General features: G+C 35.6%; 11 protein-coding genes. 4 read left to right on the top strand and 7 right to left on the bottom strand.

Annotation, left to right across the window (positions count from 1 at the left end):
• Window positions 1-38: 38 nt before the first annotated feature.
• Window positions 39-3,200, bottom strand: a complete 3,162-nt coding sequence (locus ACEN2H_RS02995; protein WP_441730267.1) for a UvrD-helicase domain-containing protein — start codon at window positions 3,198-3,200, stop codon at window positions 39-41.
• 221 nt (window positions 3,201-3,421) lie between these two features.
• Here ACEN2H_RS02995 and rbfA point away from each other — a divergent pair, with 221 nt between their 5' ends.
• Together rbfA and ACEN2H_RS02985 are read left to right on the top strand one after the other, a co-directional pair.
• Window positions 3,422-3,814 (top strand): 30S ribosome-binding factor RbfA, encoded by a 393-nt coding sequence (rbfA, locus tag ACEN2H_RS02990; protein WP_007137022.1) that lies wholly within the window; start codon window positions 3,422-3,424, stop codon window positions 3,812-3,814.
• 1 nt (window position 3,815) lies between these two features.
• A complete protein-coding gene (locus ACEN2H_RS02985) occupies window positions 3,816-5,015 on the top strand; it encodes an ABC transporter permease (protein ID WP_441730265.1) in 1,200 nt (399 codons plus the stop codon).
• A gap of 147 nt (window positions 5,016-5,162) precedes the next feature.
• Here ACEN2H_RS02985 and dusB read toward each other — a convergent pair whose 3' ends face one another.
• Window positions 5,163-6,155: a tRNA dihydrouridine synthase DusB gene (gene dusB, locus ACEN2H_RS02980; RefSeq protein WP_441730264.1), complete on the bottom strand. Its 993-nt coding sequence runs from the start codon at window positions 6,153-6,155 to the stop codon at window positions 5,163-5,165.
• 286 nt (window positions 6,156-6,441) lie between these two features.
• Between dusB and lepA the strand changes: the two genes are divergently transcribed.
• Window positions 6,442-8,238, top strand: a complete 1,797-nt coding sequence (gene lepA / locus ACEN2H_RS02975) for a translation elongation factor 4 (RefSeq protein WP_441730262.1) — start codon at window positions 6,442-6,444, stop codon at window positions 8,236-8,238.
• 108 nt (window positions 8,239-8,346) lie between these two features.
• Here lepA and ACEN2H_RS02970 read toward each other — a convergent pair whose 3' ends face one another.
• A complete protein-coding gene (locus tag ACEN2H_RS02970; RefSeq protein ID WP_441730261.1) occupies window positions 8,347-9,279 on the bottom strand; it encodes a 1-phosphofructokinase family hexose kinase in 933 nt (310 codons plus the stop codon).
• A gap of 176 nt (window positions 9,280-9,455) precedes the next feature.
• Between ACEN2H_RS02970 and thiL the strand changes: the two genes are divergently transcribed.
• A complete protein-coding gene (gene thiL / locus ACEN2H_RS02965) occupies window positions 9,456-10,502 on the top strand; it encodes a thiamine-phosphate kinase (protein WP_441730259.1) in 1,047 nt (348 codons plus the stop codon).
• 64 nt (window positions 10,503-10,566) lie between these two features.
• On the opposite strand, the gene ACEN2H_RS02960 is transcribed toward thiL, so the two are convergent.
• From ACEN2H_RS02960 to ACEN2H_RS02945, 4 genes are all read right to left on the bottom strand, one after another.
• Window positions 10,567-11,253 (bottom strand): response regulator, encoded by a 687-nt coding sequence (locus ACEN2H_RS02960; RefSeq protein ID WP_441730257.1) that lies wholly within the window; start codon window positions 11,251-11,253, stop codon window positions 10,567-10,569.
• Window positions 11,254-11,260: 7 nt separating this feature from the next.
• Entirely contained in the window at window positions 11,261-13,318 is a 2,058-nt protein-coding gene (locus ACEN2H_RS02955) for a tetratricopeptide repeat-containing sensor histidine kinase (protein WP_441730255.1), read from the bottom strand.
• A gap of 106 nt (window positions 13,319-13,424) precedes the next feature.
• Window positions 13,425-13,697 (bottom strand): 3-oxoacyl-ACP reductase, encoded by a 273-nt coding sequence (locus ACEN2H_RS02950; protein ID WP_441730253.1) that lies wholly within the window; start codon window positions 13,695-13,697, stop codon window positions 13,425-13,427.
• A 180-nt stretch (window positions 13,698-13,877) separates the two neighbouring features.
• A complete protein-coding gene (locus ACEN2H_RS02945; RefSeq protein WP_441730251.1) occupies window positions 13,878-14,693 on the bottom strand; it encodes a LytR/AlgR family response regulator transcription factor in 816 nt (271 codons plus the stop codon).
• Window positions 14,694-14,754: the final 61 nt, after the last annotated feature.

Below are 14,754 nucleotides of genomic sequence, written 5' to 3'. Positions count from 1 at the left end.
TTTATAAGTTTGCTTTTTGCGAATAATTCATTTTTACCCTACAAATTTACTACATCGATTTGTTTTCCTATGTAAATCAATGCTTTTTTTACGACTTTATAACCCATTAACTCGATTGCATGCTGATAATTCTCAAGCTGCTTTTGATATTTTGCATTTTGCGTACCTGTTTTATAATCCAATAAATAGACTTCATTATTAGTATTAACAACCATTCTGTCAGGTTTTATAGTACTTCCTTCTTTTTGAATGATGGTTTGTTCGTTCAAAATAGTATTCCCCTCTGTAAAAAAAAATTCTAATTCCCTATGGTTGACAATGTCCTGAATCGTTCGATAAACCAACTCTTTTTGCGTAAAATTAATCAGTCCATTTTCTATAGCTTTATGAACAGCTAAGTCAACATCTTCTTTTGTTTTCACATAAGACAAAATTTCATGCACTACATTTCCGTATTCGATTGACTCCTGCTGCTGGGTCCCCCACATTAAAGCTTCCCGTTGAGCAATTTTTATATTTTTTGGATCTAAAGTTTCAGCTACTACCTCTATTTTTTTTGAAGTGTCAACATGTTTGGCATTTGAAGACAATTTACTTGGGCTTCCAAATTCATATTCCAACTTACCTTCATCAAAACCACCGTAATTCATTAAATAATTAATAAAGAAAGTCGACATATCATTTGTCTTCACTTCGCCTTTACTAGTCAAATTCATATTCGAAATAATATACAATTGCTCCTCCGCACGTGTAAGCGCTACATACAAAACATTAATATTATCCAACAACTCTTCCTGTTTTTTTTGATCATAAACCAATTTTGCTTCTTCACCAAAACCTTCCACAGCGGCACTGTTATCAATCAATACCTTAGGCAAACCAAAATCCATTTTCTCCCCATCTAACCATAATTTATCTTTAGGCTTTCTACTGTAATCTTCTTCGGCAAAAGGCATGATTACCACTGGAAATTCCAACCCTTTTGATTTATGAATGGTCATAATGCGCACTGCATTATTTCCTTCTGGCGACGGAATACTGAATTTCTCCGCATTCTTATCCCAAAAGTTTAAGAAATCAGATATTCCCGCTTGGTTGCGTACATCACGTTCGAGGACAATGTCAAGGAAATATTGTACGTAAGCTCCGCCGCCTTTGGCAAGATTTGGCGACAGAAATTTAGCTGTAATAATCTCCACCGCTTCGTACAATGACTTTTTTCGAATGTTTTGAAAGGATAGTGAAATATCAAAACTCATAAGCCAATTCTCGAAATCAACTTCCTGTTTTTGTTCCATACCTTTAGCAATGAAATCATGCACTGGCATTTTGTCCTGAATATTTTCGGCGATATAATGCAAAAAATAGGCTTTTGCTTCTAAGTCGGCGTTATTTTTCAGGTATTTTAATAAGTGAATAATTAAGCGTACTTCGGTGGCGTTTTGAATCATCAGTGTTTCTGATGACAAAAGCGGTATGTTTTGCTCCGTTAAATAATTAGCAATAGCAATTCCTTGACTTCTTTTACGAGTCAAAATCACAATATCTTTATATTCAAAACCTTCACGGAGTACTTTTTGAATCGTCTTCAAAGTCGCTAAAACGTATAATTCGGTCTTACCCAAAGATTCTTCGTCAACCTCAGCGACTTCCACTTTCGGAATAAAGGAAATATTTACATAGCCTCCCGTTTTACTATTGGTTTTTTGATGGCTATGGTTTTCATACAAATCTTTATAATCAGGGTGCTCAAATTCTCCTGACACTAATTTAAAAAATTCATTATTAAAATCAATTACTTGCGAATAGCTGCGATAATTTTTATCTAAATGCTCTAATTTTTTATCTGGATTATTAAAGGGATTATTGTCTTTACTCAACTCAATAAATTGTTCCGCTTTCCCTCCGCGCCAGCGATAAATAGACTGTTTGGGATCGCCCACAATCATCAAGGTACCTTTTTCGCCAAAATCATCCTGACCAGAGAGCGCATTATCAATAAGCGGAATCAGGTTTTGCCATTGCATCTCGGATGTATCCTGAAATTCGTCAATAAAAAAATGACGGTAGCGTTCGCCCAATCGTTCGTATATAAAAGGGGCAGGCTGATTTTGAATTTCCCTATGAATAATGGCGTTAAATTCGGTTATCGAAAGTACGTTTTGTTCTTCCTGAATTTTGGCCAATTCATTACTCACCGTATTCAGTAATGAAAGTGGCGTTATATTTTTAAGAAAGGCTTTGTAGAAATCTCTTTTCTCGGAATTTTTATAAATAGCTGCCAAAACTTGGATCAATTCTGGAATTAAATTTTCAATTAAAGCACGGTCTTTTGCCGTTTTATTAATTGCAATATCATCAAACTCGTGAAAAGTCTTGTTTTTTGGATTGAATTTTCCATCTCGAATACTAACCAAATGGTTTGGAAAAGTACCACGAGAAAAAGATTTTAAATCGATGCCGTTGCTTGCAATAAGGGTCAAGAGACCTTCTGCAAGCGCGGCGTTATCCTTACCCAAAACTTTACAGGTTTCGGCGAGTTTCTTTTTAATTTCTACAAAATCAGCAATGGATTTGTCATGGAAATGAGTAATCTCAGAACGGTGATTTTCATTCAGCACCAAGCGGCCTGTGTCTAGAATTTCGCGCGAAATATCCCAAGACTTATCATCATCGGTTTTTTCCATCGTGAAATCGATCAGTAACTTCGTCAAGGTTTCGTCTTCACCAGCTTGCGCAATAATCGCATCTACGGCTTCAATTAATAAATTCTCCGTGTCCAAAGTCACCTCGAACGTCATGGGCAAATTAAGATCGTGCGCAAAAGCCCGAATCACTTTGTGGGTAAATTTGTCAATGGTCGAAATATCAAAAGCAGCATAATTATGGATAATATGCTTTATGATTTGCTGGGACTTGGTTTTGATTTGGATAATGGAAAGTTGGGTATCAATTGCCAAATCCTGCATAAGATCATTTGCTTTTTGCGACGGTTCGTCTTTGGCAAATTCAGACAAGCTGCCCACGATACGGCTTTTCATTTCGTGTACCGCTTTATTGGTAAATGTGATAGCGAGAATATTTCGGTAAGCATCATTTTTATGAGCCACTAGAATGATTTTTAAATATTCTTTGACAAGTGCGTAGGTTTTTCCAGATCCTGCGGATGCGTCATATATAGCGAAAGAAGGTCTTTGCATTTGAATTTTAGATTTCTGATTAACAATTTTAGATTCCTGATTTAAACGCAACTTTCTAATTTCCCAAAAGCCCTAGCCCAGATGGAAACGGCATCCTTTACTGCCGGCGTTCGGCAGGAAAGATAGAGTGTATAGCAGGAAAAAGCTCCATAAAAAATAACTATTGCTAGGTTGCTTTTAAAATTTGATTGTTTAATGTTTAAAAGTACTATTTTTGCACTATGGAAACAAATAGACAGAAAAAAATAGGTGGGGTTATCCAAAAAGATTTGGTTGACATCCTACAAGGTGAAGTGAGAAAAAACGGAGTAAGTAATTTAATTATTTCGGTATCCAAAGTTACTGTTACAACAGATTTATCTGTGGCTACAGTTTATTTAAGCGTTTTTCCGCAAGATAAAGCGAAAGAGATTTTAGAGGCAGTTAAGTCGAATGCTAAAACAATAAAACACGATCTATCACAAAGGGTTCGTTTGCAATTAAGAAAAGTACCTAACTTGGTTTTCTTTATTGACGATTCTTTAGATTACATTGAAAAAATTGACAATGCATTATCAAACAGAGATAACCCTATCGAAAACAGGGACCTTTTAGAGAAACGCAAGCTGATATAATTTGAATTTCCCCCTTTACATAGCCAAACGTTACATTCTTAGTAACAGTAAAAACAATGCCATAAATATCATTAATCGCATTGCGAGTATGGGGATCATTGTTGGCGCAATGGCTTTGTTTGTGGTCTTGTCAGTTTTTAGCGGCCTGAAGGTTTTTAGCCTTTCGTTTACCAATGATATCGATCCAGATCTAAAAATAAGTAGCACTTTAGGGAAATCGTTTTTTGTTACGGCAAAGCAAGAAGACCAAATCAAAAAAATTGAGGGCGTTGCCTCTTATTCTAAAATAATAGAAGAACGCGTCTTGTTTGTTTTTGACGACAAGCAGGAAGTGACTTATTTGAAAGGTGTTGATTCCAACTTTAGTAACGTAAATGCTATTAAAAAGACGCTTTACAACGGGCAATGGCTTGAACCCGATAGTTACCAAGTAGTTGTGGGTTATGGAATTGCACAAAAATTCTCGATGGGCCTGCTTGATTTTAATAAAAACCTGGAAGTACTGGTTCCAAAACCAGGTAAAGGCACTATAGAAAATGCAGAACAAGCTTTTAATAAAACGGCTGTTATTCCTGTTGGGATTTATGCCATAAGTGAAGATCTAGACTCCAAGTATGTTTTTGCCGATTTAGGTTTAGCCCAAGAATTAATGGAATACAAAACCAATCAGATTTCTGGAATTGAGATTAAAGAAAAAACGGGAGCCGATGAAAATGCCATTATCAACCAATTACAAATCATTTTCAAAAACAAAATCGAGGTAAAAAACAGGGCGCAACTTAATGATGCCCTATATAAAATGTTGAATACAGAGAATATTGCCGTGTATTTAATATTTACTTTGGTAATTGTTGTGGCGCTTTTCAACCTCATCGGAGCATTGATTATGATGATTCTCGACAAAAAAGAAAATCTGAAAACACTTTTTAATCTAGGAACCGAAATCGGAGGCTTAAGAAAAATATTTTTGCTTCAAGGAACGCTGTTGAGTGTTTTTGGAGGAGTTATTGGATTGACTTTAGGAATAATCATTGTCTTGCTACAGCAACATTTCCAATTAGTTATGATCACACCAACACTGGCTTATCCCGTTGTTTTTACTTTAGAAAACGTATTGATTGTTATGGGAACAATTGTTTGTCTTGGCTTTATTGCTTCGCTTATTGCGAGTAGCCGTGTGAGTAAGAAATTATTGGACTAGCGGAAATTGATACACTACAGTACATTTTTACAAGGAATAAAAAAGTCATATAAAAACACGAAAACCACTAATTTACACGAATTAATTTGTGCAAATTAGCGGAACTTATGTTTAACTATTTTCTTCTGATTTATTTAAATCTAGCCGCTATGCAAACTCGTATGCTGCATAAGCATCTTCAATCTCGTTAAGAGCCGCAAATAATTCCTCTGGGCGATCTAATGTCACTAGTTGTTGTTTGAATGGTTTAAACGAATGGATTCCTTTAAAATAATTAGTGTAATGAGGTCTTGTTTCTACAATACCTAATCTTTCCCCTTTCCATTCCATTGCCCAAGTCAAATGGTTGCGCACCGCTTCTACTCTGTCAACTACTGTGGGTTTAGCCAAATGTTCCCCTGTTTTGAAGTAATGTTTTATTTCGTTAAAAATCCAAGGATACCCAATGGCGGCACGACCAATCATGATTCCGTCGATACCGTATTCGTTTTTATATTGTAATGCTTTCTCTGGACTACTAATATCTCCATTCCCAAAAATGGGCATGGTTATTCTAGGGTTATTTTTCACTCGGGCGATATGCGACCAGTCGGAATGCCCTTTATACATTTGGGCACGAGTTCTGGCGTGTATGCTCAAAGCAGCTACACCAATGTCTTGTAACCGTTCCGCAACCTCATCAATATTAATGGAATTATCATCCCATCCCAAGCGAGTTTTTACCGTTACGGGCAAATGTGTGCTATCGATAACGGCTTGTGTCAAGCGTATCATTAAATCAACATCTTTCAAAACTCCGGCGCCAGCGCCTTTGCAAACAACCTTTTTTACTGGACAACCAAAGTTAATATCGATGATATCTGGATTTACTGTAGAAACAATTTTAGAAGACATGGCCATTGCTTCCTCGTCTCCTCCAAAAATCTGAATCCCCACAGGTCGTTCGTAATCGAAGATGTCTAATTTCATTCGGCTTTTGATAGCGTCCCGAATTAGCCCTTCGGAAGAAATAAATTCAGAATACATCATATCAGCACCATGCATTTTACACAACCTGCGAAAAGGCGGGTCGCTCACATCCTCCATAGGAGCGAGAAGTAAAGGGAAATCTGGTAATTCTATGTTGCCAATCTTAATCATATGCTTAAATTTTGTGCAAAATTACGCTTTTTTGATTAAAGGAGGAAATCGTAATGACGAAAGACTTATTACTTAACCCATTAGTTTGCGATTTCTGAGTTTGAAACTGTTGAATTTAAACTATCTTTGCAGATTAAAATCCTTGCATGAGGGATGGCAGTGAAAAGCCCACAGTAAAGTGTAGCGATAGCGAAACTTTGCGAGGACTTGAAGCGAATAGCCCGACCTTGCTGAAACGAAAGTGAAAGCAAAGTCATGCCCAAATAAAAATTGACATAAATAGAAGATGAAACATATACGTAATTTTTGCATTATTGCACATATTGACCACGGGAAAAGCACGCTTGCTGACCGTTTACTTGCCGCTACACAAACTGTTACGGCACGTGAAGAAAAAGCACAGCTGCTTGACAGCATGGACTTAGAGCGGGAACGCGGAATTACGATTAAGAGTCACGCCATACAAATGGAGTACACTTACAAAGGAGTAGAATACATCCTGAATTTGATTGACACTCCCGGACATGTCGATTTCTCCTATGAAGTTTCTCGATCAATTGCTGCCTGTGAAGGAGCACTTTTGATTGTAGATGCGGCTCAAAGCATACAGGCACAAACCATTTCGAATTTGTATTTGGCTTTAGAGAATGATCTTGAAATTATCCCAGTTTTAAATAAAGTAGATTTACCAAGTGCTAATCCAGAAGAAGTAAGCGATGATATTGTTGACTTATTGGGTTGCAAACTGGAAGAAATCATACATGCGTCAGGAAAAACTGGCTTAGGTGTCGAAAATATATTAGCTGCAATTATCGAAAGAATTCCACCTCCAAAAGGAAATATAGACGAGCCTTTACAAGCTTTAATTTTTGACTCCCATTACAATCCATTCCGCGGAATTGAAGTTATTTTCCGTGTTATAAACGGGGAAATTAAAAAAGGTCAGAAGATTAAATTCATGGCTACTGGAAACGAGTATTATGCTGACGAAATTGGAACTTTAAAATTAAACCAAGTTCCTAAAAAAGTGATTTCCACTGGTGATGTTGGCTATTTGATATCTGGTATTAAAGAAGCGAAAGAAGTAAAAGTGGGAGACACTGTAACTGATGCAAAAACTCCAACAACTAATATGGTTAAAGGTTTTGAGGATGTGAAACCAATGGTTTTTGCTGGAATATATCCTGTTGACACCGAGGATTATGAAGACTTGAGAAACTCGATGGAAAAACTACAACTGAATGATGCTTCACTTGTGTTTTTACCAGAAAGTTCTGCTGCTCTAGGATTTGGTTTCCGTTGTGGATTCTTAGGAATGTTACACATGGAAATCATTCAAGAACGTTTAGAACGGGAGTTCAACATGACTGTAATTACCACAGTTCCTAACGTTTCTTATTTTGCTTATACCAAAAAAAATCCAGAAACCGCATTAGTGGTAAACAATCCAACTGATTTGCCGGAGCCTTCTAAACTGGATCACGTAGAAGAACCGTTTATAAAAGCGACTATCATTACTAAATCAGATTTTGTGGGTAATGTAATGTCATTGTGTATCGAAAAACGCGGCCAAATCACGAATCAAACCTATTTGACTACTGATCGTGTTGAATTGAATTTTGACATGCCTCTAGCAGAAATTGTATTTGATTTTTACGACCGTTTGAAAACAGTTTCAAAAGGATACGCTTCTTTCGATTATGCTCCTATCGGCATGCGTACTTCAAACTTGGTAAAAGTAGATATACTATTGAATGCGACTATCGTTGACGCACTGTCTTTATTAATTCACGTAGATAACGCCTACCACATTGGTAAAAAAATGTGTGAGAAATTGAAAGAATTGATTCCACGTCAACAATTTGATATTCCGATTCAGGCAGCGATTGGAGTAAAAGTAATTTCACGTGAAACGATCAAAGCCTTACGTAAAGATGTTACCGCTAAATGTTATGGTGGTGATATTTCCCGTAAACGTAAACTACTTGAAAAACAGAAAAAAGGAAAGAAACGTATGAGACAGGTAGGTAATGTAGAAATTCCTCAGGAAGCGTTTATGGCGGTGTTGAAATTGAATGATTAAAAAATATTTTAAATTCTGAGTTTTAAATTATAAATGAACCCTGACGATGTAGAAATTGTCAGGGTTTTTTATTTAATCAGTGCGAACTGCACTGCGAATATACCGGTGTTATTTATCCTTCAACCATTCATACAAACGTTTCGCATCTTCTAATTTGAATAACTGGGTTCCTTCGTTCATTGTTGCCGCTGAACCGCAGGCCACGCCCCAACGGATTACCTCTTTCATGTTTTTATTTTGCGACAGTGCCCAGACCATGCCCCCTACCATACTGTCACCGGCACCCACCGTACTTTTTTTAGCAACATTTGGTGCTGGTACAAAATCACACGCATCTTTAGTTACTAACACTGCTCCTTGCGGACCAAGAGATACGACTACAATTTCGGCTCCACCTTTTTCAATAATTTGTTTGGCGGCATCATTTACTTCTTCCATTTCGAGGCGTTCAACACCAATTAGCTTGGCGAGCTCGCCCACATTAGGTTTAATTAGATATACTCCGGTTTCTAATACTTTCTTCAACGCTTCACCTGCTGTGTCAACAATCAATTTTGTATTTGACTTTTTTGCAATTTCAGCAATCTCTTGATAAAAATTGACCGGTAAACCATCCCTTAAACTTCCGCTTATAACAAGAAAATCCGATTCAAGTTCTTCAACTGCTTGAGTGATCTTGTTTTTCTCAGCATCTGTAATTGAAGTTCCTGGAAAATTGAAACGATATTGAGAATTGGTATTGTCATCAACCGCGACAAAACTTTCCCTTGTCCAATTTTTAGTTTCAATAGAATGAAACGGAATTAATTCCTTGTTTAGAATTTTTTTTATCATTTCGCCTGAGGGCCCGCCAGAAGCTATTACCGCCAATGAAGTTCCTTCCATCCGAGATATTGCCTTAGAAACATTTATTCCTCCGCCTCCTGCGTCATACAACGGAGCTTGGCACCTAATCTTCTGTTCAGGCACGAGTCCAGAGAAATGAGCACTTTTATCAAGTGCAGGGTTTACAGTTAGAGTTACGATTTTGTATTTTTTCATCTTGGACAGTTTTACTTAGTTAAAGATCCGAAAAAAAACTAAATATCATTAGCACTATTTACCATTGTCATTTAGCTATTAATGTTTTTTTTAAATTAGACAAAACCTTTGCAACTTTGTACCTTTGTCATCCTAATAAATTTTGAATAAGACTTCCACAAAATAAACATAAAAACATGATTGAAGATAAAAACCCACAACGTACCAGTATTGCGCAATTAGGCGAATTTGGACTGATTGACCATTTGACAAAAAACTTCGAAATTAATCAAGCTTCGACCATAAAAGGAATTGGAGACGACGCTGCCGTTCTTGACTTTAAGGATAAAAAAGTAGTTATTTCCACTGATCTACTTATTGAAGGGGTGCATTTTGATTTGGCCTATATGCCTTTGAAGCACTTGGGTTACAAAGCAGTAACAACTAACATTTCTGATATTTGCGCAATGAATGCTAAAGCAACTCAGATTACAGTTTCCATCGCAGTTTCAAATCGTTTCCCATTAGAAGCACTAGATGAGTTATTTGCTGGAATTAACCATGCTGCTAAGGAATATAATGTGGATGTAATTGGTGGTGACACAACATCTTCTCAAAAAGGTTTAATCATAAGTATTACTGCAATTGGAGAAGCTGACGAAGATGAAATCGTCTACAGAAATGGCGCAAAACAAACCGATTTATTAGTAGTAACTGGCGATATAGGTGCAGCATACATGGGCTTACAAGTTTTAGAGCGTGAAAAACAGGTGTTTCAGGTAAACCCGAATTCACAACCAGATTTAGATGCTTATACCTACTTAATCGAACGCCAACTCAAACCCGAAGCAAGAAAAGATGTTCGTACTTTATTTCATGCATTAGAAATAAAACCAACTTCAATGATTGATATTTCTGATGGACTATCTTCTGAAATCATGCATTTGTGTAAGCAATCAAAAGTGGGCTGTAATCTATATGAAGATAAATTACCATTAGATCCTCAACTGATCAGTGTGTGTGAAGAATTTGATATTGATAGCACTACGGTTGCCATAAACGGAGGAGAGGATTATGAACTACTTTTTACCATAGCCATGGATGATTTTGAAAAGATAAAAGCTAATCCTAATTTCTCCATCATTGGACATATGACTCAGGAAAGTGAGGGCATTCATTTAGTGACCAGAGCAAATACTAAAATTCCTTTAAAGGCAAGAGGCTGGGACTCCATTACTGAATAATTAAAACAGAAAAAAACCGGCATTTTCATCAAATGTCGGTTTTTTTTGTGCTACTACTTTAATATTAAAACAACAACCCAATATTTCGGGCTTCTCGTACCAACTCTATGTCACTCGCTTCAGGTACTTTTAATAATACCTTGAGGTTTAACTTTCTTACTTCGATTGCGTTTAATGATATTGGAATATATTGAGGAATGTCTTTGGTTTTTGTTCCTTTAGATAAGTGGAACAAAATCTGTTGGTCAAATAAGTCAATTTCTACAGTCTGTTCTTGGGAATCCAACATTTTCAGAACAGATTCACTATAATACCGCTCGTTTTTGATCACTTTATCAAAAGCGAATAATAATTCATCGAATGTTAAGTCATTTTTGATCACTAAACCATGAGGATTGATGTTGTTCAGGATGGTTTTTATTTTTAAAAACTCGGTGAACATAGTAAGTAAAATAATTTTGCAGTTTGGCATCTTCTCCAAAATCAATTTTGCCAGATCTTCACCAGAATAAATCGCTTTCTCTTCATAAGGCGGCATACTAATGTCTAAAAAAGCAATGTCAAAAGCGACGGTATCCAGATCTGTAACAACATTATATGCTGACTCGCAATCCTTAGCTTCAGATATTGAGAACTCATACTTACTAGGATTGTATCTAGTGATTGCATTCTTATATCCTTGTATAATAAAAGGATGGTCGTCCACAATTAGTATATTATTCTTTATTATTGTTAGGCCGGCTGAGTCCATTGATGTTTTATATAAGTGTTTGTAATTGTTTTTGTTCTATTGGCAAAGTAACCGTGATAACTGTACCCTCGCCTTTTTTAGATTTAATATTAAAGATACCGTTGCATTCTTTAGTTCTCGAAAGCATGTTTTGTATCCCTATCCCCTTTCGTTTCAAATTAGAATTAAATCCAACACCATTATCACTAATTACTAATAACAAATCGTCTTCTTGTCTTTTTATTTCAACAATAATGCAATCTGCCTTGGCGTACTTGTTAATGTTCTGAAATGACTCTTGGATAATTCGGAATAAATTGATCTTCAAAGAATTGGTCATTAACTCCCATTTTATTCTACTATCTATGGTTGAGACTAATTTAGATTGAAATGTTTTTCTTTGCTCTTCAAACAGATTATCAACAATGGCAACGAAGTTATTAATTAATTCTGATTTTTCTCTATTCAGATCGTGAGAAATTTCGCGAATATCTTGTTCGATATTCTTTAATTCAGACAAGTAACTAACTCTTTGACTGATAGCTATTTCATCTTGGAGACCATTTAAACCATCGAGATTCATCCTAACACCAAACATTCTGCCTAAGACACCATCGTGTAATTCTTGAGCCACTCTTTTTTTCTCTTTTACCCTATTTGTTTCGATCGTGTTTTGTTGGGAAATCATTAAGTTATAGATGTCCTCATTGGCTTTTTGTTGCTGTTGTTTGTACAATAGTTCCCTGTTTTTGGTCTTTTGGGATTTTAGTATATACAAAAACATCCCTAAGATGGCCAACGCACTAAACAGATACACCAAATTCCTATTTTGGACCTCTAAACTAGAATTTTCAGTCTTAATTTTGTCCGTTTCGTATTCAATACGAGAAAATTTATCTCCCATAGCGCGCTCCGCTTTTTGCAACTTTTCATTAATTTGAATATATTCTTTTGTATAAACAGATGCTTTTTCAGGTTCAATTAAAGCCAATTGTTTAAGAGCCACTAAGATATCTCGGGAACTATTCGTGCTACGGGCTAGCAGCAAAGCCTCTTTCGCATACTGCAACGCCTTGATCGAATCTTCATTTGAAGCAAAATATTCTGATAAGTGCACCTTACTAGCGAATATTCCAGATGTCAATTGTAGACTATCCCGTAGCTTCAAAGATTGGTAAAACAGTTTCGGGAGTCCCTCTTTCTCTTTTAACTTAAATTTAGAATACGCCAAATTATCCAATAACATCGAATACAGTAGTGGCTTTTGAATGATTAAATTTTTCTGCTGTAATCCTTTTTGATAATATTCCTTGGCAAGCAAATACTTTTTTGAATTGAGATACAGAAATCCAATATTGTTGTAAGAGGTAGCCATTGACTGAAATACCTCCGGTATTGTTTTATCACCACTAATTAATAATGCTTTATTATGATAAGTAATTCCATTTTCATATTCTCCAAACTCCACATATATCACTCCTAAAAGGTTATATGCGTCATATAAAGTGTTATTTGTTAGCTCTGTTCCCTTAATTGTTCGCAACACACTGAAAACGGACTTTTCAGCCCCAAAATAATCGCCTGCCTTAAACTGCAAATTTGCTTTGTTTATGAGGATTCTGCTTAAATTAAATTTGTCACCTGAGTCCACAGACATTTTTTCCGCTGCATAATAAAACTGAAAAGAACTGTCCATAACTGATTGTGAATCATAATAATCCCCCAGGTAGGTATAAGCTTTTATAATATTCAAAGTGTCCTGAGCCGCTTCTGAGTTAGACAATACAAGATTGACGGTCTTATTAAATTCCTTGTAATGATTTATGTTATAATATCTGTTGGCAACTTTAAATAGATTCACCCGGTTTAACGAATCATTCTCCTTATTGGCAACGATGGTAAATGCTTTTTGAGTAAACAGCAGTCTTTTTTCGTAACCCAAACTAAAATCATTTGCTAGTGAAAAATAAGTTGACAAACTGTCTGATGAAGAAGTAACAGAAATTTTTTCTCTATCTTTTTTGGTACATCCAAAAAAAATAGAGATTATAAATAACAATAAAAGTATGTACTCTTTATTTTTCAATATTTGCTTTGGATTTCATCAAAAATAGTGAAATAAAACTACTGACATAAAAAAAAGGCTATCAAATAAATTGATAGCCTATATTATATTGAGAAAAATTTAATTTTCAGTCTACTTTCATGTTTCCGCCAGTACATTGTGATCCTCGGATATCAACTTTCATGTTGCCTCCAGTACACTGTGATCCTCTAATATCAACTTTCATGTTTCCGCCAACTGACTGCGCTCCTCTAATGTCGACTTTTAAATTATCTCCAGTATCCTGAGATGCTGCACTGTTGGTGATATTTACATCATTATTACTTGTTTCTGGCGTAGTAAATGAAGTTAAGATCATTACTAAAGAGAATAAACTGATTGTTAAGATTGCTTTTTTCATAATAGGTTTTTTTTATATGATTATATGAATGTACATTACTAGGTGACCTTTTAGTTATTGAAGTATCACGGTGTAAAACTACATAGCATCTCTGTTTTTTTCTTACAAAAAAAAGCATAAATGGTAGAATACGTCCATCTGGTAGTAGATGGATGCCAAATTAATGTGAATGGATGGGTTTTAAATTTCTAGGTAATTTTCGTTTGAAAACTCACTAATGATAAGGTCAATATTTGCCTTATATGATTTAGAAAAGGGAAGTTTTGTTGTAGTGTTTTTAATATAACACACGGTGTTGCCGCTGTGAATTCTAGAAATATAAGTCCGATTTACAATATAGCTGTTGTGAATTCTAATAAATGGATAGGTCAATACACTCTCAAAATGTTTCAATGTCTTGAACGCAGTGATCATCTCGCCATTACTTAGGTGAATGTCAGTGGAGTTATTATCCGCTTGGAGGTAAGCAATATCGTTCGCATCAATATATCTATAATCACCGTAAGACTTTATACATAATATTAACGGCTTTTCCCTATAGCTTATTTCCTGGTGTTGAACAGTTTTTGGGGACTCATTCGCAATAACTATAGGCTGCACAGACTGGTTTTCAGACTCCTGATTTGATTTATTCAATTTCAGAATCAATTTAACAAAAGTAATTCGCTCTAGTGGCTTCAATAAATAATCCGTAACCTCATATTGTATCGCTTCAAAAGCCAGCTCACTTTTTTTTGTAGTGATAATAATCTTTGGAACAATCTTTAAATAACGGTAGAGTTCATTGATTAGTGCTAATGATAAATTACTTTTTTTATCGGTGGGATCGATCTCAAGAAAAACTAATTGAGGAGTGTGTTCTAATATAAGGCTTAAGCCATCTTGATAATTGTTAGCCGAAGCTATAAAATCCAGCTCCGAAAAACTGTCAGCCATGGCTTTTGTTTTCAAAACACTTTCTTGATCGTCGTCAATAATAATGTACGAATAATTCATTGATGGCTTTTCCTAATTGTTAGGCATATTATCGGATGCTTGAAGATGATATACGTCAAAG

It is taken from the genome of Flavobacterium sp. W22_SRS_FP1 (genome assembly GCF_052113685.1).
Taxonomy (GTDB): Bacteria; Bacteroidota; Bacteroidia; order Flavobacteriales; family Flavobacteriaceae; genus Flavobacterium.
This window is presented reverse-complemented; position numbering and strand designations above follow the sequence as displayed.

What these genes read in the sequence shown, in the direction of transcription:
- thiL (WP_441730259.1), top strand. Translation starts at nt 9,456, where the DNA reads ATGATTGAAGATAAAAACCCACAACGTACCAGTATTGCGCAATTAGGC.
- ACEN2H_RS02950 (WP_441730253.1), bottom strand. Translation starts at nt 13,697, where the DNA reads ATGAAAAAAGCAATCTTAACAATCAGTTTATTCTCTTTAGTAATGATC.
- ACEN2H_RS02995 (WP_441730267.1), bottom strand. Translation starts at nt 3,200, where the DNA reads ATGCAAAGACCTTCTTTCGCTATATATGACGCATCCGCAGGATCTGGA.
- ACEN2H_RS02960 (WP_441730257.1), bottom strand. Translation starts at nt 11,253, where the DNA reads ATGGACTCAGCCGGCCTAACAATAATAAAGAATAATATACTAATTGTG.
- dusB (WP_441730264.1), bottom strand. Translation starts at nt 6,155, where the DNA reads ATGATTAAGATTGGCAACATAGAATTACCAGATTTCCCTTTACTTCTC.
- ACEN2H_RS02970 (WP_441730261.1), bottom strand. Translation starts at nt 9,279, where the DNA reads ATGAAAAAATACAAAATCGTAACTCTAACTGTAAACCCTGCACTTGAT.
- rbfA (WP_007137022.1), top strand. Translation starts at nt 3,422, where the DNA reads ATGGAAACAAATAGACAGAAAAAAATAGGTGGGGTTATCCAAAAAGAT.
- ACEN2H_RS02945 (WP_441730251.1), bottom strand. Translation starts at nt 14,693, where the DNA reads ATGAATTATTCGTACATTATTATTGACGACGATCAAGAAAGTGTTTTG.
- lepA (WP_441730262.1), top strand. Translation starts at nt 6,442, where the DNA reads ATGAAACATATACGTAATTTTTGCATTATTGCACATATTGACCACGGG.